Source organism: Paraeggerthella sp. (assembly GCF_048427265.1).
In the GTDB taxonomy this organism is placed as follows: Bacteria; Actinomycetota; Coriobacteriia; order Coriobacteriales; family Eggerthellaceae; genus Paraeggerthella; species Paraeggerthella hominis.
This window is the reverse complement of record NZ_DBFOSR010000118.1, coordinates 1-26,224: the sequence shown is the minus strand read 5'-3', so window position 1 is coordinate 26,224 and position 26,224 is coordinate 1. Positions and strand designations below refer to the sequence as shown.

Below are 26,224 nucleotides of genomic sequence, written 5' to 3'. Positions count from 1 at the left end.
TAATTACTACTGGTGAAAAGCGATATCCTAAGGAAGATCGTCCTTTTGAAGAAAAAGCTACAGTGCCCGAGAGGTTAGGAAAAATAAAGAGTAAGTACTTTCAAAGCATACGTAACTTTACGAATCAGTTTGTAGGGGTCCTCGTTAAGGATGAGCAAAAACAAAGATTGGCTATGGTTAACCTTACGACAGCCCAAAGTACTCTTGTGACAATGCAGAATTACTTTGCAGAAATCGCAATTGATTTTGGCTTCCAGGAAAGACAGTTAGCTCTTTGTGTTATGGAGACACAAAGCATAGAGCGACTAATAATGTGCTGTAGCTACTACCAGGCACATTCGCCAAATAAGTATTTTAATAAATATCAAATTAGGAATTGGTATGACGGGCATTGTCGGGATGAGAGAAAGATAGCAGAAGACGGATTGTCGAAATTAGAATCCAAGTATTCGATTCATTTTCCTGATCAAATTTACACCACTGACATGTTGAGCTATTATCCCATCATAGTTGGTGATTTTGATATGACATCGGAAGACAATTTAACCGAATGTCTTCTGGGCTGTATCGCATTTTCGGATGCTCCCTTTGATTACCTAGTCATTTTATCTGCAAACGAGTCCGAAGAAATAAACCCTATTGCTTTACAGTTCCCTCGACGGATGTTCGTTGACATCAAGAAGGCAATCGAATCAGGGAATCATTCATTGCTTGATGAACTGATGCCTCCATTTCCTGTGGACGTGACAGCGCAAATGCTCGACTGCTTTATTGAAAAATATGATTTGCCTGAAAAAAACTCCATCGATGTCGATCAACTTCCCATAGGAGATGTTGCAGAAGAACTATGGACATATTCTAAATCTGTGGAGTTGTTGACGGAGCCGGAAGATGCCTTCTATCTTGCAGTTGAAACACAGGGTATTCAGACCAACATCGCGGGAATGCTTCGTTTATTGAAGAGCAAGCTTCCATCCGAAGATGTCGATTGGTTAATGGAAATTTGTAATGGTGTATTCTCTGGCAAAAAATTTGATGACATTATATTTAACAATGTTATTGAGCATTTCGTACAGAAGAAGATTGAGCAGTAAAACCTTCGTCTCTTGATTGATTTAGCGGACGCTGTCTGCTGAATCGAAGGAAAAGAATGTTGATAGCATAGCTATTGAAAATGCCAGACTATGACTGGCATTTTCCAACTAAAATTGTATAAATAAGTACAATACGCAAAAACAGAAATACATTTTTGTCGTGTGCTTGACATACGTATGCCGAAGAAGATGCACCGACGTTTTGCTTACTCCGCGCGCCAGGTTGTAGTTGTGAATGGCGTGATAGAGTCCGTTCGGATTGAGCTTCTTCTCTGTGTAAGTGCTGAAGAACACGTACCCTTCCTCTGTCGCGGGGCTTATGCTCTGCCACGTCATGAGGTCGAGCATGGCATCGGTAGGGACGGGCACGTAGTATTGCTCGTTGGTCTTGGTGTGCCGGAGGATGCAAACATGCTTTTCCAGATCGATATCGCACCATTTCACGTTAACGGCGGTTGAGAGTCTCACGCCGGTTCGAACGATGAAGCTGATAGCCGCCCACGTTCTCCATTCGGTCAAATCGTCGGTCTTGGGCTGCATGAGCAACACGTCCAATTCGGCTTGGCTGTAGGGCGTTTTCAGAGTCATATCCGCTTTGGGGAGGCTGATCTTGAAGGGCTTCACCCAGCCCCGCTCTTCGTCCATGCACCAATACAAAAACGTTCGAATGGACTTCACCTTCGTCTGAACCGACGTGTCCATGTTGCCGAGTTCGTTTCGGAGTATGCCCTCCCATGTTTCGACATGGAGCTTCCTGATGCTTCCGATGGCGAAAAAGAGGGGAGAAGCCGTTCTTTGTTTTGAGCTTGCGGGATTGCCGCCCATGCACCAGCTTACGAACTCCTGCACGTGGCAAACGTAGGTCTGTATCGTTTTGGCTCGGCATCCTTGCTGTCTTTTTGAGAACAGGAACTGATCGAACGCCTGTTGACAGGTGATTTCGTTCGCTGTCTTTCCTTCGATATCGCACGGCGCGACGTTCACTGAATTGAGTGTTTTAGGGCTGATTTTCCTGACCATTTTTCCTCCCGTTTTCAGGCGATAACGGCAGGATGTTTAAGTAATTAGACAGGAGGCCAAGTAGGATGAGAAACACTAAGAATTGCACTCTGAACAGGCAAAATGGATTCGAACCTGCGGCTTTCTGCTCCGGAGGCAGACGCTCTATCCCCTGAGCTACAAGGGCACGAGGGATGATTATACGCTATGATGATGCAAATCGGAAAAACAATGCAAGGAATTCTCACGAACATGAAGCAAACCATCGCTATCGATCGCATGGGCTACGGCTCCGAGGCCGTCGGCCGTCTTGACGACGGGAAAACGGTATTCGTCGAAGGCGGTGCGCCGGGGGATGTGGTCACCATCGAGATCACGGAAGAGAAGCCGGCGTTCGCCCGCGCGCGCATCCTGACGATCGAGGAAGCGTCGCCTGCGCGCCAGATGCCCGTCTGCGCGCACGCTGCTTCGTGCGGGGGGTGCGCCTGGGCCCATCTGTCTTACGAGGCGCAGCTGAAGGCCAAACGGGACAACGTGGCGGCGGCGCTCGTGCGCACGGCGCACGTCGATCGCGAGCGCGCGGAGGAGCTGGTACGGCCCTGTCTGCCCAGCAAGCGCCAGTGGGGCTATCGCAACAAGCTGGAGCTGGGCGCGCGGTTCGACGATTGCGGCACGTTTCTGCTGGGCTTTCACCGCGAGGGAACGCACGACATAGCCACGCCCGAAACCTGTCCTCTGGCTGCCAAGGCCATCGAGAAGGCGCCCAAATCGCTGCGCGGCGCGCTGCGATTCGCGCAGGGGTCGTCGGACCTGGGCATATTCCGCGTGGGCGTACGCGCGAGCATGCGGACGCGCGACGTGGAGATAGCGCTGTGGACCGAGCCCGGCGCGTTTCCGCGCGCCCACATGGCCAAGATGCTCAAAAGCGCGCTCAAGGCTACGAGCATCGTTCGCGTGATGGCCGATCCCGGCAAGGCCCGCAAGATCAAGGGCGTCGAGACCTTGGACGGGAAGGGCTGCTGGGAAGAGGAGCTGGCCGGTGCGCGTTTCTTGACGAGCGCCCCTTCGTTTTTCCAGGTGAACACCGCGCAGGCCGAGAAGCTGATCGCCGAGGTGATCGACGGTTTGGGCGGGCAGGCGTCCCTCGACGGCGCCTTGGTAGCCGACCTGTACGCCGGAGGCGGCACGTTCTCCGTTCCGCTGGCGCTTGCGGGAGCCGAAGTGATCGCGGTGGAGTCGGCCGGATCGTCCGTGCGCGACCTGCGCCGCAACGGCGACATGAACGGCGTGGACATCGAAGTGGTGGGGGGCGACGCAGCCCGCGAGCTGCCCGAGCTGGGCGAGCTTGACGCCTTGGTGGTGGACCCGCCGCGCGCGGGGCTCGCCGACGGCGTGGTCGAGAGCATCGCCGCCGCCGCGCCTGCGAAGGTCGCGTACGTGAGCTGCAATCCCGCCACGTGGGCGCGCGACGCGCAGCGCTTCGAGGCTAATGGCTACCGTCTGTGCCGGGTGCAGCCCGTCGACCTGTTTCCGCAGACGCACCACGTGGAAGTGGTCAGCGTGTTCGACCGCGTCGGCTGCTGACGCACGCGGCCGACGCCTTGCCGGGGCTCGAGGTTGACAAAAGGGCAAACGGGCGGCAACCGCTGGTTGAAACCGCATGGATGTTATAAGATTTTTGCCTGCATGGCCGGTTGACCTGCTAAACTTCTCCTTTGGTATGCAACGAACCATCCGGTCTGCATGCGGATGCACGACAACGTGACGAACGAGATAGAAGGAGCCGACATGGCGCAGTACACTCCTGAATACCAGCCGACGGGCGAAGAAGTCGCCGTCATCAAGACGTCGAAGGGCGACGTTCGCGTCCAGCTGGCGGGCAACGACGCCCCCATCCATGTGGGCAACTTCGTCGAACTGGCTCGCAAGGGCTTTTACGACGGCCTGAAGTTCCACCGTCACGTTCCGGGCTTCGTCATCCAGGGCGGCTGCCCGAACACGCGCGACCTCTCCTGCGACGAGGTTGTGGCGAAGGCTGGCAATCCGTTCGCCGGTCTGGGCACGGGCGGCCCCGGCTACACCATTAAAGAGGAATTCTCCACGAACCCCAACAACAAGCATGCTGACGGTGCGCTCGCCATGGCGCGCTCGCAGGATCCCAACTCCGCCGGTTCGCAGTTCTACCTGTGCCTGGGAGCTCAGCCCATGCTGGACTCGGGCTACACGGTGTTCGGCCAGACGGTCGACGGCATGGACGTTATCGGCCAGCTGCGCGTAGGCGACGAGATCCTGGGCATCGAGATCGAGAACGTGGCCGACTAACCGTCGTTCGCGCGTTTTCGCCAAGACCGAAGGAATCAGATGAACAACGAGTTATTCCAACAAGCCCGCGCCGCGTATGCGCGCAAAGACTACGAGAGCGCTCTGTCCACGTATGCGCAGTGCTTGCAGGATGCCAGCAGCCCCCTTGCCCCCGGCGAGATGGGCCAGCTGTACCATCAGATTGGAAACTGCCTGATCAAGCTTCGCAATCCCAACGAGGCCATCCATGCGTACACGCAGGCCACGGCCGATGCCGCGTACGACGCGTGCGGCGCGGTGAACTACAACTTGGGCATGGCCTACGCGGCGCTGCATGACTACGAGGACGCGGTCAAGCACTTCGAGATCGCCGTTTCCGATGCGAAGTACGATGCTTCGTACAAAGCGTACAGCGGCATGGGCAGCGCGCTCATGAAGCTGGGCAAGTCCGCCGAGGCGGGCGTGGCGTTTCGCGAGGCGGCGCTCGACGAGGGCAACCCCGATCCCACCAAGGCGCTTCTGAACCTGGGCGTGTGCTTCATGGCGCTTGACAGGCCGTCGGATGCCGTGGCGTCCTACGAGAGCGCGTTGCAGTTCGACATGGGATCCGACACGCGCAACAAGCTGTACGCGAACCTCGGTCAGGCGTACGTGGCGTGCGGCCAGATGCAGAAGGCCTCCGCGGCCTTCGAAGAGGCCATCGCCGACAAGACGTACTTCCTCTCCGACTCCGCCAGCGTTGACTACCAGCGTGCCGTAGCCGCCGTGGCTCAGGGCACGTCGGAAATCACGCAGGTCATGGCTCCGGTTCCGGCTGTCGCCGACATGTCGGGCCTTGACGTGGCTGCCGACGGAACCGCGGTGTACGTGGAGCAGGATCCGTACGCCAGCGCGCAGCAGGACCCGTACTACTACGCGGACCCTTACGCCCAGCCGAGCCCTTACGGGGCTGCGGGCGGAGACGATCGCTTCTTCAACGCAAGCGACGAAGAGCTCGAGCAGTGGTCGAAGGGCCTGGCCAAGCAGGATCGCAAGCGCCGCAACGTCGGTCTCAAGATCCTCGTGACCATCGTGCTGCTGATTCTGGTCGCGTTCGGCGCCGCCGTGTTCCTGTACACGCAGGGCTGGGGCTACCCGACGCAGGAGACGGTGGTCAAGCAGCTGTTCGCCGATCCTCAGAACGCGGTGAGCACCGTGTTCTCGAGCGAAGTCGATTCCAGCAAGGCCGCTTCCATGGTCGAGCCCGTCGTGCAGGATGCGAATCCCGCTATCGACGGCATGAACAAGTCCATGAGCGATTCCACCGTGTACGTGACGGCCAAGACCGCCGAGGGCGGCGCCATGCAGTACAAGGTGTCGCTCGTGCGCGATGCGATCGGCTGGAAGGTTTCCAGCGTTGATCTGTATTTCCCCAGTCAGAATTAACAGGGTTCACCGAAGGCGCGTGCGTTCGCGCGCGCCTTCTTCACGTTTGCAATAATGCATGATAGAGAAGGGAACAATATGGCAGTTCAGAAGACGTACAGCATGATCAAGCCGGACGGCGTGCGCAACGGTCACATCGGCGAGATCGTCAACCGCTTCGAGCGCGCGGGCTTGGTTGTCGAGCGCATGGAGCTGGGTATGGTGACTGACGAGCAGGCGAAGGCTAACTACGCCGAGCACGAGGGCAAGCCGTTCTACGACGGTCTGATCTCTTACATCACCAGCGGCCCGGTGGTCAAGATGGTCATCTCCGGCGAGGGCGCCGTGGCGAAGTGCCGCGCGCTCATGGGTGCCACTAATCCGGCGGAAGCAGCCCCCGGCACGATTCGCGGCGATTTCGGTCTCATCATGGACGAGAATGTCATCCATGGATCGGATTCCCCTGAATCCGCCGAGCGCGAGATCGGCATCTTCTTTGCGTAAGCGGGTCGAGAACGACCGGTAACGCCAAAGGCCCCTTCGCTCGGTAACGACGAAGGGGCCTTTCCATGCCCGATACATCTGCTCACCCAGACGAGAAACGGACGAGAGCATGCTCTATCGTGTTATCGATGCAACCGAGTTGCCAGCGCTCGTGTCGGCGTTCATGGAATCCTATGAGGTGGTGGCCCCGGTCAAAAGCGATCAGGGCTATTCCTTCGAGGCCATCGCTTCGCCCGATGACGTGGAGTTGGCCTACGAGACCACCATCGCGTCGCCGAAGAAGTACTTCCTGCCGCCGGTCGAGACCCTTATGACGTTCGATGTTGCCGACAACTCGGTCACCGACTTCGCGGCGGAGATCACGCCGCGCGTCATCTTCGGGGCCCATGCGTGCGACATCAACGCCATCAACCGCTTGGATTTGGTGTTCAAGGACGGTCGCTACCCTGATCCGTACTACGTGGCTCGCCGCAACGCGACGCTCATCGTGGGCATCAGCTGCATGCCCACCGCCACGTGCTTCTGCCATTTGTGGGATGCCGACGAAGCTCGCTTCGGATACGACTTGTTCCTGCAGGATCTTGGCGACAAGTACCTGGTGAGCATTTCGAGCGTCGAGGCTGCGAACATTTTGGAGGCCGCCTGCAACCCGCGCGTCGCAACCGACGAGGACCGTTTCGAGTTCCGTCAGGCCACGCGTCGGCGCCAGGAGTCCTTCAACGGCTCGATCCCCGATATCACCGACGTGGCCATGCTCATGGACGCGTTCCATAAGGACCCGTACTGGGACGAGCTGGGCGGTCGGTGTCTCTCGTGCACGGCTTGCTCGGCAGTGTGCCCTACGTGCTTCTGCTTCGATATTCAAGATACGTTCGACCCGGACGGCAAGACCGGGCGGCGCGAGCGCGTGTGGGACGCATGCACGGCGCCGCAGTTCGCCGAAGTGGCCGGCGGCCACAACTTCCGCGGCGACGGGCGCACGCGCGTACGGCATCGCATGTACCACAAGCTCAACGGCTTTCTGGCGAACCACGACCGCATGCTCTGCGTGGGATGCGGCCGGTGCGTGAAGGCGTGCAAGGCGAACATCAATCCCATTGAGGTGCTGGAGTTCTTCGAGAGGAAGGGGGCCGAGGATGCCCAGTAGCTGCGCTGTGTCCACCGTGCAGGTGCGCCCGTTCGCGGGCGGTCCCGCTCCGCTTTCGGGGACCGAGATGATGATGTCGAACCCGTACCGGCCCTGGCCGGCGCGCATCACGTCCATCACGGAGTTGACCGCAACCGAGAAGTTGTTCGAGTTTCGCCTGATCGACGAGCGCATTCGCGATGCGTTCCATCACGAGCCCGGACAGTTCGTGGAGGTGTCCATCTTCGGCGTGGGCGAGGCCCCCATCTCCATTTCCAGTTCGCCGTCCAAGCACGGCTTTATCGAGCTGTGCGTGCGCCGCACGGGCAAGTTCACCGAGGTGCTGCACCAGATGCAGTGCGGCGACATCGTGGGCTTGCGCGGGCCGTTCGGCCGCGGTTTCCCCTTCGAGGACATGAAGGGCCACGACATCTTGCTGGTTGCGGGCGGTTTGGGCATCGCGCCTTTGCGCTCGCTCATCAACAACATCCACGACGAGCGTAGCGAGTTCGGCAAGGTCACCATCATCTACGGGTCGAAGAACCCCTCCGAGGTGATGTTCCGCAACCAGTTCGAGATGTGGCGCCATCGCAAGGATTTCGACCTGTACTTGACCGTCGACAACCCCGACGATACCTGGGACGGGGAAGTGGGCCTGGTCACGAAGCCGTTCGAGCATTTGGAAGTGGATCCCGACAACACGTTCGGGGCGTTGTGCGGGCCGCCGGTCATGTACCGTTTCGTCATCGATGAGATGCGCAAGAAGGGTATCAGCTACGACCATATCTACTGCAGCTTCGAACGTCACATGAAATGCGGCATGGGCAAGTGCGGCCATTGCCAGATCGGCCATCAGTACGTGTGCATCGACGGACCCGTGTTCAACTATTGGGAAGCCAAGAACATTCAGGGGTCGATGTAGGATGAACGGGAGCAATATGAGCGGAAACTGCATTGCCTGTCAGGAGAAGCCGGTTGCGCCGCGCGTCGTGGTTGCCGGACTGGCCAGCTGCTTCGGGTGCCAGTTGCAGATCACGAACGCCGAGGCGCATCTGCTTGACGTGCTGGGGCAGATCGATTTGCGCTATTGGCAGCTGGCCTCGAGCGATCCTATGCCCGACGATTTCGACGTCGCCATCATCGAGGGCGCGGTGACCACCGAGGAAGCCGAGGCTACCGTGCGCATGCTGCGCGAGCGCGCCGGCGTGGTGATCGCCATCGGCGCGTGCGCCACCACGGCCGGCATCCCCGGCATGGCGGCCGACCACTTCCTCGAGCGTCCCGGCCAGGTGTACGATCGCCTGCCCGATGCATGCGGCGACATGATCGCTCCGCGGCCGATCAGCGCGGTGGTGGACGTGGACTACGAGGTGCGCTGCTGCCCGATCGACACGCTTGACTTCCTGGACGTTTTGCAGCGCGCCCTGTACGGGTCGAACAAGGGATTCCCCACGAAGACCATGTGCGGCGACTGCAAACGCAACGAGTCCAGCTGTTTCTACGGGAAGGGAACGCTGTGCCTGGGGCTGGTGACCGTAGCCGGCTGCGGTGCGAAGTGCGTGAATCTGGGTCGGCCCTGCAACGGGTGCCGCGGCCTTTCGCCCGATGCCAACCTGGCGTCGGCTCGCGAGGCGGTGGCGCGCTACGGCGTTTCCGTGGCCGACTTCGACCAGGCGCTCGAGATGTTCAATCAGGTAAACCCCGCCCTTGCGGCGAGCGAGTGAGGAAGCATCCCATGACGAAAACCGCTATACACGTCGACCATATCGCCCGCGTCGAGGGCCACGGCAACGTGCACGTGGTCATCGAGGACGGCGTTGTGAAGACCGTTGAGATGAACGTGGTCGAGCCGGCCCGCCTGTTCGAGAGCATGGTGCGCGGCCGCCGGTTCGAGGAGATCCCCTACATTGCCTCGCGCATCTGCGGCATCTGCTCGGCAAGCCACGTGGTCACCGACCTGCTTGCCATCGAGCGCATCTTCGGCGTGCAGGTGACCGATCGCACGAACGCCTTGCGCGAGCTTTTGGTGTACGGGTCCTACCTGCAAAACCACGCGTCGCACCTGTTCGTGTTCGCCGCGCCGGACTTCGTGGGCATGAAGAGCGTGTTCCCGCTGGCCGAGACGAACCCTGAGCTGTTCGAGAAGGCGCTGGGGCTCAAGGCGCTCGGCAACGAGCTGTGCACGCGCGTCGGAGGTCGCAGCATCCATCCCATCACGGCGGTGGTCGGCGGCTTCACGCACGAGCTGGAAGCGGGGGAGTACCGGGAGCTTGCCGACAAGATGGACGAGGCGCGCGCGTTCGCGTCGGCGACGGTCGACCTGTTCGATTCGTTCGAGGTGCCGGACATCCAGACCGCGGGAGACATGCTGGCCATGGTTGCTCCCGACCGCTACCCGGTGTGCGATTCGCGCACGGCGCGCTTCCTGGATGCGGACCTGACGTTCGACGCCGACGAGGCGACCAACGAGCTGGAAGAGTTCGCGGTTCCCCATTCAGCCGCGCTGCTCTCGCGCGTGCGCTCGACCGGCAAGCCCTTCTTCACGGGCGCGCTCGCCCGCATCAACGCCTCGTGGCAGCATTTGAGCCAGGATGCGAAGGTGGCGGCGGCAAAGGCCGGATTGCGCCCGCCCGAGCGCAATCCGTATTTGAACAACGTGGCACAGGCGGTGGAACTGGTGGACGCGCTGGAACGCTGCGCCGCCCTGTGCCGTCGCCTGGCGGAGCCGGACGGCTTCGAGGGATCGAGCGAGCCGGTTTCGTTCGAGGTCAAGGCGGGTCGCGGCACCGGGTTCACCGAAGCGCCGCGCGGTGCGCTGTTCCATGAGCTGGAGCTGGACGAAGAGGGCCGCGTGGTGCATGCGTCCATCATGACGCCTACGGCTCAGAACGTGGCGAACCTCGAAGCCGACATGCGCCTTCTGGCCGAGAAGCTGGTGTCCGAGGGCTTGGATCGCGACGCCATCCAGCTGGACATTGAGAAGCTGGTCCGCGCCTACGACCCCTGCCTCTCCTGCAGCGTCCACTAGGCGAGGCTGGCGGTCCGGCCGTCTGTTCGAGGCGCGCGGCTGTTTCGAGATATGCGACCCGACGGGCTTGCGACTTCGCGTCGCAAGCCCGTTTTTAGTTGGGGAGCGTTCGCGAGGCGCCGGGGCTTTCTTGTGGATGCCGCCGCGGGTTGCAGCTTGCTGGTTTCGCGTACGGGCTTGCGGCGGCGTGCGGTGCGCTGGCCGGCTTGCGCGCGAAAAACTCCTGTCGCTGGCAGGTTCTGACGGTTTGAGGTCGTCGAAGGCGGCGAAGCAAGCTCCTGCGAAAGAACGGCCCAGCAGCCCAGAGCTGTGACCAGGCAAAACGAAAAACGGGCAAAGCTGCGGCGCGAGCAGGGCTCGGCCAAACGACCTCAAACCGTCAGAACCTGCCAGCGGGAGCGTTTTCTCGTGCGCGCATAAGACGGCGCGAGCGCGGTGCCGGGACCGTTCCTTGGTTTCGCTTGTTTCCCTCGCGTCATTGGGCGGGCTAGTTGTGCCCCTCGTGGATTTTCGCGCGGGGAAAACCCCCTGTGCTAGAATTCAGTTTCACGTAGAAACGAGATACAAGGGGTTTGCCCGTATGTCCTTCTTAGATATGTTTTCGGGTTTGACGGGTCAAATGTCCACGGACATGGCTATCGACCTCGGAACTGCTAATACATTGGTTGCCATTCCGGGCGAAGGCATCGTCGTCAACGAGCCTTCGGTCGTGGCTATCGAAAAGGCGACGCATCGCGTGCTCGCCGTCGGCCACGAGGCCAAGAACATGATCAACCACACGCCGGAGGCGTTTTCGGCCGAGCACCCGCTGCATGACGGCGTGGTCGCCGACTACGACGTGACCGAGGCTATGATCTCGGCGTTCATCAACAAGGCGGCTCCGCGCAAGTATCCGTGGCAGGCGAAGCCCCGCATCGTCATCTGCATCCCCTGCGGTGCCACGTCGGTGGAGAAGCGCGCCGTGTTCGAGGCGGCCGTGCAGGCGGGCGCTCGTCAGGCGTACCTCATCGAAGAGCCCATGGCTGCTGCTATGGGCGCCGACCTGCCCGTTACCGAGCCGACGGGCTCGATGGTCGTCGACATCGGCGGCGGCACGACGGAGGTTGCGGTCATCTCGCTCGGCGGCATCGTCACGTCGTCTTCGCTGCGCTTGGCCGGCAACCGTATGGACGAGGCCATCGCCATGCACCTGCGCGACCTTTTGGGCATCAAGATCGGCGAGCGCACGGCCGAGATCATCAAGATCAAGATCGGCTCCATCCTGCCGTTCGAAGACGGTCGCGAGCGCGACATGATCATTTCGGGCCAGGACGTCATCACCGAGCAGCCGAAAGAGGTCACCATTCAGTCCGAGGACGTGCGCCAGGCCCTCATCGCCCCGTGCGAGGAGATGGTCGTGCACATCAAGGAGACGTTCAAGAAGACGAACCCGGACCTGGCCTCCGACATCATCCAGAACGGCATCCTGCTGACGGGCGGCGGCGGACTTCTGTCCGGCCTTGATCGCTACCTGACGGACAAGCTGGAGATTCCCGTATGGACAAGCGAAACGGCGCTCACCAACGTGGTTATGGGCTGCCTCAAGGTGCTCGAGACGCCGACGGCGCTCAAGCAGACCCTCATGCGGTCGAAATAGGGTTGAGCCGGCTTTCTTATGGCGCTTAACTTCCAACAAAGAAACTCGGCGTTTCTGCGCCGGGTTCTGCTCGTTGCATTCCTGGTGGCGTCGATCGTGCTGGTTGCGGTATATGCACGCGAAGGGGAGAACGGGCCTGTTCATGCTGTGCAGGGAGCCGTGTCGAACGCGGTCGCGCCGCTTAGGTTCGTGGGCGCCGCTGCCGGTTCGGCTGCGAGCGCCGCGGGCGAGGGCATCGAGAACGCCACTGCAGACGAATCGACGCTTTCGGGCTTGCGCGAGTACAACGCCGAGCTCATAGAGCAGTACGCCCAGATGGAGGAGTACCGGCAGGAGAACGAGCGCCTGCGCCAGCTGCTCGATCTCAAGGATACGGCCGGCATCGACGGGGTGGGCGCGCGCGTCATCGGTCGCAGCTCCGAAGCCTGGAGCCAGACGGTGACCATCGACAAGGGATCGGCTGACGGCGTGGACAGCGGTTTGACCGTCATGGCCGCATCGGGCGTGGTGGGGCAGGTGTTCGAGACGACCGAGCACACCGCCAAGGTTCGCCTGCTGTCGGATCCGAAATCCGGGGCGGCGGCGCTCGTGCAGTCGAGCCGCGCCGAGGGCATCGTTCGCGGCTCCCTGGAGGGGCTGCTGTACCTCGAAAACCTTGATGCCGACGCGTCGGTGAATCCGGGCGACGTTGTGGTTACGTCGGGTTTGGGCGGCAGCTACCAGAAGGGCCTGGTCATCGGCACGGTGGTCAAGGTCGATTCCCAGCAGGGCGGCGCGACGCGACGTGCGGTGGTCTCGCCGAACGATCAGGCTTCTTCGCTTGAAGAGGTGCTCGTGGTGTTCGGCGTGGGCTCCGACGGATCGGACGCTTCGTCGGGGTCTTCGAATGCGGATAACGAAGGGAGCAATGCGTAATGGGCCTTGAGCGCAGCAATGCCGTGGTTGCGGTCGGCGCGGTTGTGGCCGTTTTGCTCCAGATCGTCGTGGCTCCCAATATAGCGTTGTTCTCTGCTCAGCCGAATTTCCTTTTGGCGTACGTGCTGGTGGTCGCGATCGTGAGGCCGAACGAGGCGGGACCCGTCCTGCCGTTCGTTTTGGGGCTCGTGTACGATTTGACGGGTTCCGGGCCGGTGGGCGCGATGGCGTTCCTGTTTGTGCTCTTCTCGTTCGTCGCTTCCCGCGCGTTCGCGATCCTGGACAACGATACGTTGTTCATGCCGTTGACCATCTTCGCAGTGAGCGTTCTTGCGGTCGAGATGCTGTACGGCGGACTGCTCATGACAACCGGGCTTTCCGCCAGCGCACTCGACGCGTTTCTGTACCGGGCGCTGCCGTGCGGACTTTACGACTGCATCGTCGGCCTGGTGCTGTACCTGATCATGGCGCGCCTGATGGTCGGCGGCTCCCAGGACCGCGGACTGCGCACGCCTCGGCTGCGCTAGGAGGCGGTCTGCATGCTTGTCGCCATCATAGCAGCTGTCGTTGCGGCCATCGTGGCCATTGCGGCCATAGCCATCACGTTCTCCATCATGAAGGGCCGCTCGTCGTCCAATGTCAGCGTCAAGAAAGACGTGCGCTCCATCAGCTCGGTGGGCGTGTCGTCCACGCTGCCGGATTCCGCCAAGCGCGTGGCCGGTTCCGGCTCCGGGCACGCGACCGGCGTGCAGCAGGCCGCTCCGAATCCGTCCGGCAACCTCAAGTCGCGCTTCGTGGCCATGGGCGTGCTGGCCGCCGGCGTGTTCGGGTCGCTGACGGCGAAGATCTGGAGCATGCAGGTGCTCGAGCAGAGCGAGTTCCGCAGCGCTTCGGACGAAAACCAGTACAGCATCGTGTACAAGCCGGCGCCGCGCGGCCGCATCTTGGATGCCGACGGGCTGCCGCTTGTGAAGAACCGCTCGTCGTTGACGGTGCTGGCCGACCCGGACGTGGCGAACGACCGCGATGTGGTCCAGCGCCTGTCCGCCACCCTGGGCGTGCCCTACAACGTGGTGCGCAAGCGCATCCTCGACGCTTCGAGCGGCGCGCAGAGCCAGCGCGTGGTGGCCAGCGACGTGCGCATGCGCGACGTCGCGTTCATCATGGAGCATTCCGACGCGTTTCCCGGCATCACGGTGGACGAGCGCGCGGTGCGCGACTATCCTTACGGCGCGCTTGCGGCGCACGCGGTGGGCTATACGGGATTTCCCAGCGAGGATGATTTGAAGAACCCGCCCGAGGGCCGCGTGGTGAAGTCCGGCGACTCCGTGGGCAAGGCGGGCGTGGAGTTGATGTACGACAACATGCTGGCGGGGGATCACGGCGAAAAGAAGGTGGTTGCCGACACGCACGGCAACGTGGTGGACGTGGTGAGCGAAACGCAGCCCGTGAGCGGGTCCGACGTCTATCTGACCATCAAGGGGCCGGTCCAGTACGCCTGCGACCGCGCGCTTGCGGAGCTGATCGCGCCCAAGGACGGCACCATCGGCACGGGCAAGGGCACGGCCGGCGCGGCCGTGGTCATGGACGTGCGTGACGGCGGCATCGTGGCCCTGGCCAGCTATCCGACGTTCGAACCGGAGGTGTTCTCGGGTTCCATCTCGCAGGATGTGTGGGACGTGTACCAGTCCGACGACGCGCATCGGCCCATGCTGAACCGCGCGATCGGCGGCACGTACCCGGCTGCTTCCACCTACAAAGCGTTCACGAGCTTGGCGGCGTTGGCCAACGGGTTCGCGGACACCTCGCGCACGTGGACCTGTACCGGTTCGTGGGACGGCTGGGGTTCGGGCGACGTGCAGAAGTGCTGGAAGCGCTCGGGACACGGGACGCTCGACCTGCGCGGCGGCATCGTGAACTCGTGCGACGTGGTGTTCTACGACATAGCGTACAACTTCTTTGAGCATAGCTCGCTCGGGCGCGGTCCCGCTACGGTGTCGGATACGGCCATGCAGGACTATATAAAGAAGTACCGCTTCGGTGAGCGGACGGGCATCGACCTGCCCGCCGAGGAGGCCGGTCGTGTTCCCACGCCCGAATGGAAGGCCGAGTATTTCAAGGACACGCCCGAAGAGGCGGCCTGGAAGGGCGGCGACTCCACCAACATGGTCATCGGCCAGGGCTACGTGCTGGCCACGCCTTTGCAGATCGCCGTGGCGTACGGCGGCCTTGCAACGGGTAAGATCATGAAGCCCCATCTGTTGAAAGAGGTGCGCAACGCGGGAGGCGACGTGGCGCTGTCCGCGAAGGCGGAAGTGGTGGCGGAGCCCGACGTTCCCATGAAGGACCTTGCGTTCGTGCGCGACGCGCTCAAGGGCGTGACCGTGGAGAACGCCGACATCGCGCCGTTGTTTCAGGATCGGGGCATCGATCCGGCCACGGTTGCCTGCAAAACGGGTACCGCCGAAATGGCGGGCAAGGACGATTACGCGTGGTTTGCCTGTTACGCCCCCTACGACGACCCCAAGTACGTGGTGGCCTGCGTGGTGGAGGAAGGCGGCGGCGGTTCGGCCGTCGGCGCTCCTCTGGGCGCGGAGCTTCTGGCTGCCGTGCTCGATTACGATGCAGGCACGTACGCCGACATGGGAAAGATCGCCGGCTCGACGGGCAAAGCGGTCGAGTACAAGGGATCGTCAAGCGGACGAACGGACTAGAAAGGAGGCGTCATGGCGCAGCTGCCCCAGATCAACTCGGTCAAGGCTCCCGACAGGGCCGTAACGCAAGCCACGCGAACGCGACGCTTCCCTTGGCTCAACCTTCCGTTCGTCATCGTGGTGGCGCTTCTGGTGTGCTACGGGCTGGTGATCGTTTATTCGGCGGTGCTCAACGATCCCGACTACAGCTTTTCGCGTCAGCTTATGGGCGTGGCCGTCGGCGCGATAGCCATGGTGCTGGTCTGGCAGTTCGATTACCGAAGGCTGTCCGACTACACCACGCTGTTCCTTATCGTGAACGTGGTGCTCATTCTGTCGCCTCACCTACCCGTTATCGGCGTGAACACCATGGGCGCCACGTCGTGGATCAACGTTGGCATACAGATTCAGCCGGGCGAGTTCGCCAAGGTGACGGTCATCCTTTTGGACGCCAGTATCATGGCGCGCTACGGAGGGCGGCTTGACGACCCGCGCGAGTACCTGAAGGCGCTCGGCCTTATGCTGGTGCCGTTCGCGTGCATCATGACGCAGCCCGACCTGGGTACGGGCCTGGTGTACCTGTTCATCGGCGCCGTGGCGCTGGTGGTGGGCGGCGCGCGCCCGAAGTACCTGCTGATCACGTTGGCGGCCGGCATTGTGGCGGTGGCGGCCGTGTTTGCCATCGACGAGGTCATCAAGGGGTCAACGGGAGAATACAAGCTGCTCAAGCAGTACCAGCGCAACCGGTTGCTGGTGTTTCTCGATCCCGGCCTCGACCCCAACGGGGAAGGCTACAACCTGCGCCAGGCGCAGATCGCCATCGGGTCGGGCGGGTTGTTCGGCAAAGGGCTGTTCCAGGGCACTCAGCATGCGCTGGGCATTCTGCCTGAAGCTCCAACCGACTTCATCTTCTGCGTCTTGGCTGAAGAGCTTGGGTTTTTCGGTGTGATGGTGCTGCTTTCGCTGTACGCGTCGCTTGTTTTGATAAGCTTCCGTATTGCGGCGGCGGCCAGCGACCTTTTCGGCATGACCATCGTCATGTGCGTTGTGGGCATGTGGCTGTTCCAGATTCTCGAGAACATCGGCATGGACTGCGGGCTCATGCCCATCACGGGCATCCCCTTGCCGTTCATGAGCTACGGGTCGTCGTTCATGATGGTCAACTTTATCATGGTGGGTATGATCGGATCGGTGTGGACCCACAACATGGCAAGCAAGCGTTAGGGAAGAAGGCGGTTATGCAGCTACCCGTTGACGTCAAGGCGGTTATCGACGAGGCCACCAATATCGACGAGGCTCGTCGCACTTCCATTTCAGTGAGCGTGTACCTGGACGACACCGCTCCCGGCGACGTGCAGGCGCACGTACGCCAGGCGTTCGCCAGCGCGTCCGCGCATGCGCGCGTGTCGCTGACGTACCTGGACGGCCGTCCGTTCGTGCCGTACGCGGGCGACGACATGGCGGTTATCGTGGCGGGACTGGGCGATCAGGTGGGCGTGTGCGCTCAGCACGTGCGCGCGGTCGGCGTGCCGGTCATGGTGGTGACCACGTTGCCGGAGCTGGTTTCCGACATAGCGCGGGCCTCCGGCTTCCCTATTCCGGACGGCGATGTGGTTTCGCCGAAGATCGTGCAGCCCAAGCAGCTGCCCGCTGAAGGAGAGGACCCGTCTGCCGCGCAGCCTTTGACCGAGCCGTACGCGCTCGACGACGCAAGGGCCGCGTCGCTTTCGGAGCGCATGGGGGGCTGGGTCATCGATGCCTGCAACGAGAAGCGCCTTGCCTGCGCGCTGGCGTTCCCGTTCGTGCGCAAGCCGCTGTCTATGGAAGCAGTGAACGCGACGTCCTTGCAGAACGCGGGCGTGGGCTTGCTGGTTATCATTCCGGGCGCCGATATGCCCGTCATGACGCTCAACCAGGCGAAGATGCTGCTCATGATAGCCGCTGCCTATGGCGAGGAGCTCAACATGGAGCGCGTCAAGGAGCTGGCGGCGTTGGTGGGCGGCGCGTTCGCGTGCCGCGCGGTCGCTCGTCAGCTGGTGGCGTTCGTTCCCGCGCTCGGCTGGGCCGTAAAGGCGGCGATCGGGTACACCGGCACGCAGGCTATGGGCCGTGCTGCGATCGAATACTACGAAGGCGGCCCGAACTTGGGCAGGCTGACCGATGCCGTGGCTTCCGCCCGCGACAAGGTGGTCCAAGCCGCCGCGAAGCGCGCGGCTCAGAAGGCGCAGGCCACCGGTGTCAAGGCCGTGGAGGCCGTGCGCGCCAAAGCCGCGCAGGCGGTCGGCGGCGTGCGCCCGGGAGGCGGCGCGGTCAAGGGCCGCTAGTTCGCACTTTTGTTCCGGGGGCCTGCTCGGTCCCCGGTGTTCTGCTTGTTTTTGCTCATCCCGCATTCGAAGAGGGGAAATTCCGATGAAGGATCTTTGGCCGCAGCTCGAGCCGCTGCTTGTCCATGCAGAGCGTCCTGCTCGCTATCTAAACCATGAGTACGGCTGCGTTTACAAGCCCGAAGCAGACTTTCGCTTCTGCATGGTGTATCCCGACACGTACGAGTTGGGCCAGGCCAACCAGGCGCTGCGCATTCTGGCGAACGCGGTGAACGCCCAGGAGGGCATGGCTGCGGAGCGCGCCTTCCTTCCGGCTTCGGACATGTGCGACACACTGCGCGCCGAAGGCTTGCCGCTGTTCAGCATCGAGAGCTGCGCGCCGGTGGCGTCGTTCGACGCAGTGGGCATCACGCTGCCGCACGAGCTTGCCGCCACGAACGTGCTGGAGACGCTTGATTTGGCGGGCATCGCGCTGCATGCGAAGGATCGCGCGCAAGACGATCCGTTCGTGATGGGCGGCGGACCCTGCGCCTTCAATCCCGAGCCGTACGCCCCGTTCTTCGACTTCCTCAGCATCGGGGAAGGGGAGGAGGCGTTGCCGGAATACTTGGCCATTGTCAGGCGCATGCGATCGGAAGGCGCGGCGCGCGCCGACATCCTGCGCACGCTTGCCCAGCAGCCGGGCTGCTACGTGCCCTCGCTGTACCGTTGGCGCGACGAGGCGACGGCGCAGCAAGAGGGTTCGTGGATCGAGCCGCTGGAGGCGGAGGCGCCCGCGCGCATCGACAAGCGCCTGTTCGAAGGCTTTGCCGAAAGCCCCGGTTGGGAACCGTGCGTCGTGCCGTTCACGGAAGTGGTGCACGATCGTCTGAACGTCGAGATCCTGCGCGGCTGCGCGCGCGGGTGCCGGTTCTGCCAGGCAGGCATGATGTATCGTCCCGTGCGCGAGCGATCGGCGGACAACGTGGTGGCTTCGGTGGTGTCGGGTCTGGCCGAAACCGGTTACGACGAGGTGAGCCTGACCTCGCTTTCCTCGACGGATCATTCGCAGATCGCCGACATTCTTACGCGGCTGAACCGTGCGTGCGACGGGAAAGGCGTGCGCATCTCGGTGCCTTCGCAGCGCCTTGACTCGTTCGGCGTGGACATGGCCGAGCTGGTGGCAGGTCAGAAGAAGGGTGGTCTCACCTTCGCGCCGGAGGCCGGCACCCAGCGTTTGCGCGACGTCATCAACAAGAACGTGACGGAGGACGACCTGTTCGGCGCGCTCGACGCCGCGTTCTCGGCGGGCTGGCGTCGCTGCAAACTCTACTTCATGATCGGCCTGCCTACCGAAACCGACGAGGACATCAAAGGTATCGCCAGCTTGGCGCAGCGCGCGTACGACCGCATGAAGGCCGCGACGCCGCCCGAGCAGCGCGGCAGCTTGCGCATGAGCGTTTCATGCGCGCTGTTCGTTCCGAAGGCCCAGACCCCGTTTCAGTGGGACGGGCAGATTCCTCCCGAGGAAGCGTTGCGACGCGTGAACCTGCTGCGCAACTCGATCAAGTACCGTGCGATCGACGTGCATTGGCACGATCCCTCCACCAGCTTCGTGGAGGCCGTCATGAGCCGTGCCGGACGCGAAGCCGCGGCGTGGGTGGAGGCGGCCTGGCGGCGCGGCGCGCGGTTCGACGCATGGACCGAGCATTTCAACGCGCAGGCTTGGCGCGATGCCGCGCAGGAGGTGGGCATCGATCCCGAAGCGATCGCGCAAACGGCTTATCCCACCGATCGGGTTATGCCGTGGTCGCATATCACCACGGGCGTGTCCGAGCGCTTTTTGGCGCGCGAGCGCAAGCTTGCCGAACAGGAGCGCACGACGCCCGACTGTACGTTCGGGGCGTGCTCTGCGTGCGGCGCATGCCCTTCGCTTGGCGCGGACAACCAGCTGGCGCGGCCGCGCGTGGCCAGCGGGTCCAATGCGCAGCCGGAGTCGCCGGATTCCGATCTTCGCGCGCACGTCGCCGCTCCGGAGGATGCCCCGGCGGCCTTCGACGAATGCCAGGAGGAAGCTTATGTCTGATCCGAACCTGTTTCGCCTTCGCGTGACGTTTTGCAAGCAGGGGCGCTTGGCGCTGCTCTCCCACTTGGAGGTGGCGCGCGCCCTCGAGCGCGCCGTGCGTCGCGCGGGACTGCCGTTTGCCGTGAGCCAGGGATTCTCTCCCCACATGAAGATTGCGTTCGGCGCTGCGCTTCCGGTGGGCGTAGGGGGCACGCACGAGCTGTTCGACTTGCAAATGACGCGCTACGTAGCGCCTGACGAGGCATTGGAGGCATTGCGGGATGCAAGCGTCCCTGACCTGATGGTGAAGGATTGCGTCTATATCGACGCGCGCACGCCGGCGGCTTCGGCTGCGTATCCGATCGGCACGTACCGGGTGCTGCTCTCTTGCGCCCCCGCCCAGCTGCCGGTGCCCGAAGAGATCACCGTGATTCGCAAGAAGAAGGAGAAGGTTCTGCGGGTTTCTGACTTCCTGGTGGGAGAGATGGAGCTTGCCGGAGCCGTCCTGACGTTTTCGCTGGAGTCGAAGCCTACGGGGTCGCTGCGTCCCGACGTGCTGCTGCAAGCTTGCTGCGCGCAGGCGAACGCTTCCGAAGATGATGGCTGCTGCGCGGCGCCTCTGGCGTTTTTGGTGGAGAACGGCGAGCCGTCGCTGGTCGACGAGGATCCGTGCGACGACGGACGGATCCTGCGCGTCGTCACTACGACCCGCATCGACCAGCGGGCCGTTTGAGTCCGGCAGGTTTTCGCGGTGCAAACGCGGGCGCTTCGTGCGTCCGCGTTTTTTGTACCTGGTTTCGAGCGCTGTTGGCGCGGTGGAGAGCTTCCGGTTCTGTCAAAACGAACGAGTTTTGCTGGTCCTCAAATCAGGATAAAGGCTAAGGTCGATCGTCTGACCTGGTACGATGAGATACGTGCTCGAGCGCTTCGCCTGCAAGGGGTCGAAAATCGCCGCAAAACTCGTTCGTTTTGACAGAGCGGGGGACCAGACAGCAAAAAAGCCCGCGAAAGCGGGCTTCTGCAAGTAAATGGCGGGATGTACGAGACTCGAACTCGCGACCTCCGACGTGACAGGCCGGCGCTCTAACCAACTGAGCTAACACCCCTTGCTTCAGCAGCGCGGATTATTCTACCGGGTGTTTTCCAATCGCGCAATACCTAATTTCAAAAACTTTTGATTCTCGTGTGTTCCCGCGTGCGAGGGGGAAGGGAGGGCTCTCGTGCGGAACGGGGCGGACGGTTCCCAGCGGTGGGCGAAGCACCCGTGCGATTTTGCGGCCCCGTAGGGACTCGCACGATTGCGCGGCCGTGCAACCAGGAGGCGACCGAGGCGTCCGCGAGGCCGCGCTCTGCAACCAAGGGGCGGACAGGTGCTCGCGCCAAGTCGTACTCCGCGATCCCGGGGCGATCAAGGCGCGTGCGGCAGCCCGCAGCTAGCCGCCGTCCTCATGTCCCGTTCGCGGTGCATGCAGGTTCTGTGTTCAAATAAACATTTCGGTACGCAGTATTTAACTCGTGTTAAAGTTTAGCAGCTAAATTACAGGGGTATGGGAAGGTGCGCCGCCTGCGTTGCGCGGAATCTTCCCCAGCATGAGAGGAACGATATGCCTGATTCGTTCGGACAGATCAGAAGCGAGCTTTTCGAGCTTATGGGACGCATGCGGCACGGCAGCTTCACGCCGCCGACCCCCGATGGCATGACGCCCTCGGAAGCGCGCACGATCATGGCTGTAGACGAGATGGTTCGCCGCCACGGAGAGGCGCGGCCGAATCGCGTGGCCGAGTTCGTGCGCACGACGCCCAGCGCGCTGTCGCAGACGCTTCGCTCGCTTGAGGACAAGAACCTTATAGAGCGCCGCCGTCTGGGCGGGGATTATCGGGGCGTCACCGTCAGCCTCACACAGGACGGGGAGCGCCTCGCGCAAGAGGGAAGGCGCCTTCGCGACGAGTACATCGACCGGGCCATAGCCCATGTCGGTGAAGAGGACATGCGCCATCTGGTGCGCATCTTGGGCAAGATGGCGGAGTTCCGCGAGCAGCACAGCGGCTTGGAAGCTGCGTCGGCATGCGAGGGATGCGCATCCCGCCCTTTCTGCGATGACGCGCGGGAGGACCATCCTGCCGATGCGAAAGGCGGCGACGTTTCGTGCGCATAATTCGCTATCTGAAAAACTGCAAACTCGCGGTGGCGCTCATCGTGTGCCTGCTTGTCGTCCAAGCGGCCACCGATCTGGCCCTGCCGAACTACACGTCGCAGATCGTGGACGTGGGCATCCAGCAGTCGGGCGTGGAGCATGCGGCGACCGAGGAGATGACCGCGAAGACCCATGATGCCGTAGCCATGCTGTTGCCCGAAAACGACGAGCAGGTGTTCCGCGCTGCCTACGACCAGACGGAGCAGGGTACGTACAGGCTCAACGACCAGGGGCGCAAGGAGATCGACGCGCTCGACAAGATGGTGTCCGTTCCGCTTGTGATCGCCCACTACGCCGACAAGATCCCCGACTTCGATCTCGATCAGGCTCTGCAGGCCTATCGGGAGGGGGTCGTCACGAAGGACCAGGTTCTTTCGCTGCGCGATCAAGCCGAACAGCAGATAGGGGACAAGGGCCAGGCCATCGTCGAGCAGCAGGCCATCGCCGCCGCGAAAGCCGAATACGAAAGCCTTGGCTACAACCTGTCCGACATGCAGATGGGTTATCTTATTCGCGTGGGCCTGCTGATGCTGGGCCTTGCTGCCGTGGGCATGGTCGCCGCCGTATGCGTGGGCTTCATCGCCTCTCGCACGGCCGCGAAGGTGGCTGCGGGCTTGCGTTCCCGGCTGTTTCGCCAGGTGGTCGGCTTCTCGGACGCCGAAGTGCAAAGCTTCTCGGCCGCGTCGCTCATTACCCGCGGGACCAACGACGTCCAGCTGGTGCAGATGGTGATCGTCATGCTGCTCCGCATGGTGCTGTACGCTCCCATCCTGGCTATAGGCGGCATCATCATGATCTCGCGCACCAGCCTGTCGATGAGCTGGATCATCGTTGCGGCCGTGGCGGTCATCTTCGCGGTCATCATGGTGCTCATGCGCGTGGCGCTGCCCAAGTTCCGCATCATGCAGACGCTTGTCGATCGCGTGAACCTGGTGTCGCGCGAGATGCTCACGGGGCTGCCCGTCATTCGCGCGTTCGACCGCCAGGAGTACGAAGAGGCCCGCTTCGACAAGGCTAGCACGCACCTGATGAAGACCCAGCTGTTCACGAACCGCGTCATGACGTTCATGATGCCGTTGATGATGCTGATCATGAACGTAGTGTCGGTGCTGATCGTATGGGTGGGCGGCAGCTACATCGATACGGGTGCCATTCAAACCGGCGACCTGATCGCGTTCATCACCTATTCGATGGTCATCATCATGGGCTTTCTCATGATCGGCATGATATCCATCATGCTTCCGCGCGCCGACGTAGCCGCGCAGCGCATCAACGAAGTGCTCGATGCGCGTCCGACCGTGTGCGACCCTCCCGCCGACGAAGCCTGCGACCAGCGTCTGGCCGCGCGTACCGGCGGGGCGGCCATCGCATTCAACGACGTGAGCTTCAAGTACGGCGACTCCAAGGAATGCGTGCTCGAGCACGTCGATTTCGTGGCCGAGCCGGGCAAGACCACGGCCATCATAGGTTCCACGGGATCGGGCAAGTCCACGATTATCAAGCTGATCGAGCGCTTTTACGATGCGACCTGCGGATCCGTTACGGTGGACGGCGTTGACGTGCGCCACGTGAGCCAGCACTGCCTGCGTGCTCAGTTGGGCTACGTTCCTCAGGAGTCGTTCCTGTTCAGCGGCACTATCGGCTCGAACATCGCGTACGGCAACGAGGACATGCCCCCCGAGCGCATCGAGACGGCTGCCTCCATCGCCCAAGCCGGCGAATTCGTCGCCTCCAAAGAGGAAGGGTTGGACGCCCGCGTTTCGCAGGGCGGAACGAACGTGTCGGGCGGGCAGCGACAGCGCCTGGCCATCGCCCGCGCCTTGGCAACCGATGCGCGCGCCTACCTGTTCGACGACAGCTTCTCGGCGCTCGACTACAAAACCGACGCCGCTTTGCGTCGCGAGCTGGCGGCGCGCCTGTCCGACAAGACGGTGGTCATCGTGGCGCAACGCATTTCGACGGTTTTGAACGCCGATTTGATCGTGGTGCTCGACGAAGGCCGCGTGGTGGGCAAGGGCACGCACGAGCAGTTGATGGAGTCTTGCGAGGAGTACCGGGAGATCGCGATGTCGCAGCTTTCCGAAGCGGAACTGAACGGAGGTGATGCCGCATGAGCGAACGGAAGCCTTCCGACCGGCAGCAGGCCGAGGCGCCGCGCCGTGGCCCCTTCGGCGGTCACGGGCCCGCGGGGCGCATGATGCCCGGCGAGAAGCCCAAGGATTTCAAGGGCACGCTTGGCAAGCTCGTCTCGTTCATGGGGCGTTTCAAGGCGGCGCTCGTGGTGGTGGTCGTGTTCGCCATCGGATCGACCGTCTTCAATATCGTGGGGCCGAAAGTGCTCTCCACTGCGACGACCGAGCTGTTCAACGGCATCGTCGCCAAGATCGACGGTTCGGGCGGGATCGATTTCGACGCCATCGCGCGCATCTTGGCGTTCACGCTGGGCCTGTACCTGCTGTCGGCAGCGTGCTCGTTCGTCCAAGGTTGGATGATGAGCTCGATCTCGCAGCGTACGTGTTACCAGCTTCGCCGGGCTATTGCCGAAAAGATCGATCGCATGCCCATGGGGTACTTCGAGCGCACGCGGGTCGGCGATACGCTTTCGCGCATCACGAACGACGTGGACACGCTGGGGCAGAGCCTGAACCAGGGCGTGACCCAGCTCATCACGTCCGTGACGACCATCATCGGCGTGCTGGTCATGATGCTGAGCATCAACCCGCTTATGACGCTGATCACGGTGCTCATCCTTCCCGTGTCGGTAGTGCTCATTCTGGTTGTGGTGAAGCGTTCGCAGAAGTACTTCGTGGCTCAGCAGAACACGTTAGGCGAGATCAACGGCTTGGTGGAGGAGACGTTCTCGGGGCACGCCATCGTGAAGGCGTTCAACCGCGAGCAAGGCGCGCTCGAAAGCTTCAACAAGACGAACGGGCGGCTGTATGCGTCGGCGTGGAAATCGCAGTTCATCAGCGGCCTTATGCAGCCCATCATGAACTTCGTGGGAAACCTGGGTTACGTGGCCGTGGCCGTGGCCGGCAGCTTTCTGGCCGTGCAAGGGGTTATCACGGTGGGCGACATCCAGGCGTTCATCCAGTACGTCAAGAACTTCACGCAGCCCATCACGCAGCTGACGCAGGTGTCCAACGTGCTGCAGCAGATGGCGGCGGCGGGAGAGCGCATCTTCCGGTTCCTGGAGCAGCCTGAGGAAGAGCCCGAGCACGTGTCCGCGCGCACGGCCGACGTCGAGTGCCGCGTGTCGTTCGATCACGTGCGCTTCGGCTACGATGCCCAGAACCCGGTCATCAAGGACTTCTCGGCCGAGGTCGCTCCGGGGCAGACCGTCGCGCTGGTAGGGCCTACGGGTGCGGGCAAGACCACCATGGTGAAGCTTCTCATGCGGTTCTACGACGTTCAGGGCGGCGCGATACGGATCGGCGGCGTGGACGTTCGCGACTTCGCGCGCGACGACGTGCGCAGCTTGTTCGGGATGGTGCTGCAGGATACGTGGCTGTTCAACGGGACGATTCGCGAGAACATCCGCTACGGCAACCTGGACGCGACCGACGAAGAGGTGGAGGCGGCGGCGAAGGCTGCGTACGTTCACCATTTCGTCCAGACGCTTCCCCAGGGCTACGATACCGAGATCAACGAGGACGCCAGCAACATCAGCCAAGGCCAGCGCCAGCTTCTGACCATCGCGCGTGCCATCTTGGCCGACCGGCGCATGCTCATCTTGGACGAAGCCACCTCGAGCGTCGACACGCGCACCGAGGAGCGCATCCAGAAGGCCATGGACAACCTCATGCGCGGGCGCACCTCGTTCGTGATCGCGCATCGGCTGTCCACCATCAAGCGCGCCGACCTCATCTTGGTCATACGCGACGGCGATATCGTGGAGCAGGGGTCGCACGATGAATTGCTGGAACTTGGCGGTTTCTACGCAGAGTTGTATAATTCTCAA

At 62.1% G+C, this 26,224-nt stretch carries 21 protein-coding genes and 1 tRNA gene; 20 read left to right on the top strand and 2 right to left on the bottom strand.

Features of this window, described 5'->3' with window-relative positions; genetic code table 11:
• A partial coding sequence (locus ACMNI9_RS10455) for a hypothetical protein (protein WP_418832001.1) occupies positions 1–1,094 on the top strand: 1,094 nt, incomplete at its 5' end.
• Between the two features lie 108 nt (positions 1,095–1,202).
• Here ACMNI9_RS10455 and ACMNI9_RS10450 read toward each other — a convergent pair.
• Entirely contained in the window at positions 1,203–1,796 is a 594-nt protein-coding gene (locus tag ACMNI9_RS10450) for a tyrosine-type recombinase/integrase (protein WP_181792599.1), read from the bottom strand.
• Between the two features lie 549 nt (positions 1,797–2,345).
• Between ACMNI9_RS10450 and rlmD the strand changes: the two genes are divergently transcribed.
• From rlmD to ACMNI9_RS10370, 16 genes are all read left to right on the top strand, one after another.
• Positions 2,346–3,677, top strand: coding sequence for a 23S rRNA (uracil(1939)-C(5))-methyltransferase RlmD (rlmD, locus tag ACMNI9_RS10445; protein ID WP_418831998.1), 1,332 nt, complete (start codon positions 2,346–2,348; stop codon positions 3,675–3,677).
• A gap of 204 nt (positions 3,678–3,881) precedes the next feature.
• Entirely contained in the window at positions 3,882–4,415 is a 534-nt protein-coding gene (locus ACMNI9_RS10440; RefSeq protein ID WP_114567475.1) for a peptidylprolyl isomerase, read from the top strand.
• A 39-nt stretch (positions 4,416–4,454) separates the two neighbouring features.
• The gene (locus ACMNI9_RS10435) at positions 4,455–5,819 is read left to right on the top strand and encodes a tetratricopeptide repeat protein (RefSeq protein WP_225749351.1); all 1,365 of its coding nucleotides are present in this window, start codon (positions 4,455–4,457) and stop codon (positions 5,817–5,819) included.
• A gap of 78 nt (positions 5,820–5,897) precedes the next feature.
• Positions 5,898–6,302 carry a nucleoside-diphosphate kinase gene (ndk, locus tag ACMNI9_RS10430; protein ID WP_114567427.1) on the top strand — a complete coding sequence of 135 codons (405 nt, stop codon included), beginning with the start codon at positions 5,898–5,900 and terminating at the stop codon, positions 6,300–6,302.
• Positions 6,303–6,411: 109 nt separating this feature from the next.
• Positions 6,412–7,449, top strand: a complete 1,038-nt coding sequence (locus ACMNI9_RS10425) for a 4Fe-4S dicluster domain-containing protein (protein ID WP_216528676.1) — start codon at positions 6,412–6,414, stop codon at positions 7,447–7,449.
• The gene (locus tag ACMNI9_RS10420; protein WP_216528675.1) at positions 7,439–8,350 is read left to right on the top strand and encodes an FAD/NAD(P)-binding protein; all 912 of its coding nucleotides are present in this window, start codon (positions 7,439–7,441) and stop codon (positions 8,348–8,350) included. Before ACMNI9_RS10425 ends, ACMNI9_RS10420 begins: the two co-directional genes overlap by 11 nt.
• A gap of 16 nt (positions 8,351–8,366) precedes the next feature.
• Positions 8,367–9,152 (top strand): NADH:ubiquinone oxidoreductase, encoded by a 786-nt coding sequence (locus tag ACMNI9_RS10415; protein ID WP_181792598.1) that lies wholly within the window; start codon positions 8,367–8,369, stop codon positions 9,150–9,152.
• Between the two features lie 11 nt (positions 9,153–9,163).
• Positions 9,164–10,456 carry a Ni/Fe hydrogenase subunit alpha gene (locus tag ACMNI9_RS10410; protein WP_114567423.1) on the top strand — a complete coding sequence of 431 codons (1,293 nt, stop codon included), beginning with the start codon at positions 9,164–9,166 and terminating at the stop codon, positions 10,454–10,456.
• Between the two features lie 580 nt (positions 10,457–11,036).
• Complete coding sequence (locus tag ACMNI9_RS10405; protein WP_114567422.1) at positions 11,037–12,092, top strand: rod shape-determining protein; 1,056 nt, start codon at positions 11,037–11,039, stop codon at positions 12,090–12,092.
• An 18-nt stretch (positions 12,093–12,110) separates the two neighbouring features.
• Positions 12,111–13,007 (top strand): rod shape-determining protein MreC, encoded by an 897-nt coding sequence (gene mreC, locus ACMNI9_RS10400; RefSeq protein ID WP_225749348.1) that lies wholly within the window; start codon positions 12,111–12,113, stop codon positions 13,005–13,007.
• Positions 13,007–13,534, top strand: a complete 528-nt coding sequence (mreD, locus tag ACMNI9_RS10395; RefSeq protein ID WP_225749347.1) for a rod shape-determining protein MreD — start codon at positions 13,007–13,009, stop codon at positions 13,532–13,534. The genes mreC and mreD overlap by 1 nt, the downstream gene beginning before the upstream one ends.
• A 12-nt stretch (positions 13,535–13,546) precedes the next feature.
• Entirely contained in the window at positions 13,547–15,721 is a 2,175-nt protein-coding gene (gene mrdA, locus ACMNI9_RS10390) for a penicillin-binding protein 2 (RefSeq protein WP_418831990.1), read from the top strand.
• A 12-nt stretch (positions 15,722–15,733) separates the two neighbouring features.
• Complete coding sequence (gene rodA / locus ACMNI9_RS10385; protein WP_114567418.1) at positions 15,734–16,924, top strand: rod shape-determining protein RodA; 1,191 nt, start codon at positions 15,734–15,736, stop codon at positions 16,922–16,924.
• A gap of 14 nt (positions 16,925–16,938) precedes the next feature.
• Entirely contained in the window at positions 16,939–18,024 is a 1,086-nt protein-coding gene (locus ACMNI9_RS10380) for a YcjF family protein (protein WP_418831987.1), read from the top strand.
• 85 nt (positions 18,025–18,109) lie between these two features.
• Positions 18,110–20,089, top strand: a complete 1,980-nt coding sequence (locus ACMNI9_RS10375; RefSeq protein WP_418831984.1) for a TIGR03960 family B12-binding radical SAM protein — start codon at positions 18,110–18,112, stop codon at positions 20,087–20,089.
• Positions 20,082–20,801: a TIGR03936 family radical SAM-associated protein gene (locus ACMNI9_RS10370; protein ID WP_216528670.1), complete on the top strand. Its 720-nt coding sequence runs from the start codon at positions 20,082–20,084 to the stop codon at positions 20,799–20,801. The genes ACMNI9_RS10375 and ACMNI9_RS10370 overlap by 8 nt, the downstream gene beginning before the upstream one ends.
• 296 nt (positions 20,802–21,097) lie before the next feature.
• Here the strand turns inward: ACMNI9_RS10370 and ACMNI9_RS10365 are convergent.
• A tRNA-Asp gene (locus tag ACMNI9_RS10365) sits at positions 21,098–21,174 on the bottom strand.
• A gap of 498 nt (positions 21,175–21,672) precedes the next feature.
• On the opposite strand from ACMNI9_RS10365, the gene ACMNI9_RS10360 reads away from it, so the two are divergent.
• The 3 genes from ACMNI9_RS10360 to ACMNI9_RS10350 form a co-directional block, all read left to right on the top strand.
• A complete protein-coding gene (locus ACMNI9_RS10360; RefSeq protein WP_114565938.1) occupies positions 21,673–22,224 on the top strand; it encodes a MarR family winged helix-turn-helix transcriptional regulator in 552 nt (183 codons plus the stop codon).
• Positions 22,215–24,377 (top strand): ABC transporter ATP-binding protein, encoded by a 2,163-nt coding sequence (locus tag ACMNI9_RS10355; RefSeq protein WP_216528669.1) that lies wholly within the window; start codon positions 22,215–22,217, stop codon positions 24,375–24,377. The genes ACMNI9_RS10360 and ACMNI9_RS10355 overlap by 10 nt, the downstream gene beginning before the upstream one ends.
• A partial coding sequence (locus ACMNI9_RS10350; protein WP_418831980.1) for an ABC transporter ATP-binding protein occupies positions 24,374–26,224 on the top strand: 1,851 nt, incomplete at its 3' end. The genes ACMNI9_RS10355 and ACMNI9_RS10350, both read left to right, overlap by 4 nt.

What these genes read in the sequence shown, in the direction of transcription:
- ACMNI9_RS10435 (WP_225749351.1), top strand. Translation starts at nt 4,455, where the DNA reads ATGAACAACGAGTTATTCCAACAAGCCCGCGCCGCGTATGCGCGCAAA.
- ACMNI9_RS10415 (WP_181792598.1), top strand. Translation starts at nt 8,367, where the DNA reads ATGAGCGGAAACTGCATTGCCTGTCAGGAGAAGCCGGTTGCGCCGCGC.
- ACMNI9_RS10425 (WP_216528676.1), top strand. Translation starts at nt 6,412, where the DNA reads ATGCTCTATCGTGTTATCGATGCAACCGAGTTGCCAGCGCTCGTGTCG.
- ACMNI9_RS10440 (WP_114567475.1), top strand. Translation starts at nt 3,882, where the DNA reads ATGGCGCAGTACACTCCTGAATACCAGCCGACGGGCGAAGAAGTCGCC.
- ACMNI9_RS10420 (WP_216528675.1), top strand. Translation starts at nt 7,439, where the DNA reads ATGCCCAGTAGCTGCGCTGTGTCCACCGTGCAGGTGCGCCCGTTCGCG.
- ACMNI9_RS10410 (WP_114567423.1), top strand. Translation starts at nt 9,164, where the DNA reads ATGACGAAAACCGCTATACACGTCGACCATATCGCCCGCGTCGAGGGC.
- ACMNI9_RS10380 (WP_418831987.1), top strand. Translation starts at nt 16,939, where the DNA reads ATGCAGCTACCCGTTGACGTCAAGGCGGTTATCGACGAGGCCACCAAT.
- ACMNI9_RS10375 (WP_418831984.1), top strand. Translation starts at nt 18,110, where the DNA reads ATGAAGGATCTTTGGCCGCAGCTCGAGCCGCTGCTTGTCCATGCAGAG.
- mreC (WP_225749348.1), top strand. Translation starts at nt 12,111, where the DNA reads ATGGCGCTTAACTTCCAACAAAGAAACTCGGCGTTTCTGCGCCGGGTT.
- ACMNI9_RS10360 (WP_114565938.1), top strand. Translation starts at nt 21,673, where the DNA reads ATGCCTGATTCGTTCGGACAGATCAGAAGCGAGCTTTTCGAGCTTATG.
- mreD (WP_225749347.1), top strand. Translation starts at nt 13,007, where the DNA reads ATGGGCCTTGAGCGCAGCAATGCCGTGGTTGCGGTCGGCGCGGTTGTG.
- rodA (WP_114567418.1), top strand. Translation starts at nt 15,734, where the DNA reads ATGGCGCAGCTGCCCCAGATCAACTCGGTCAAGGCTCCCGACAGGGCC.
- ACMNI9_RS10370 (WP_216528670.1), top strand. Translation starts at nt 20,082, where the DNA reads ATGTCTGATCCGAACCTGTTTCGCCTTCGCGTGACGTTTTGCAAGCAG.
- mrdA (WP_418831990.1), top strand. Translation starts at nt 13,547, where the DNA reads ATGCTTGTCGCCATCATAGCAGCTGTCGTTGCGGCCATCGTGGCCATT.
- ACMNI9_RS10450 (WP_181792599.1), bottom strand. Translation starts at nt 1,796, where the DNA reads ATGGACACGTCGGTTCAGACGAAGGTGAAGTCCATTCGAACGTTTTTG.
- rlmD (WP_418831998.1), top strand. Translation starts at nt 2,346, where the DNA reads ATGAAGCAAACCATCGCTATCGATCGCATGGGCTACGGCTCCGAGGCC.
- ACMNI9_RS10405 (WP_114567422.1), top strand. Translation starts at nt 11,037, where the DNA reads ATGTCCTTCTTAGATATGTTTTCGGGTTTGACGGGTCAAATGTCCACG.
- ndk (WP_114567427.1), top strand. Translation starts at nt 5,898, where the DNA reads ATGGCAGTTCAGAAGACGTACAGCATGATCAAGCCGGACGGCGTGCGC.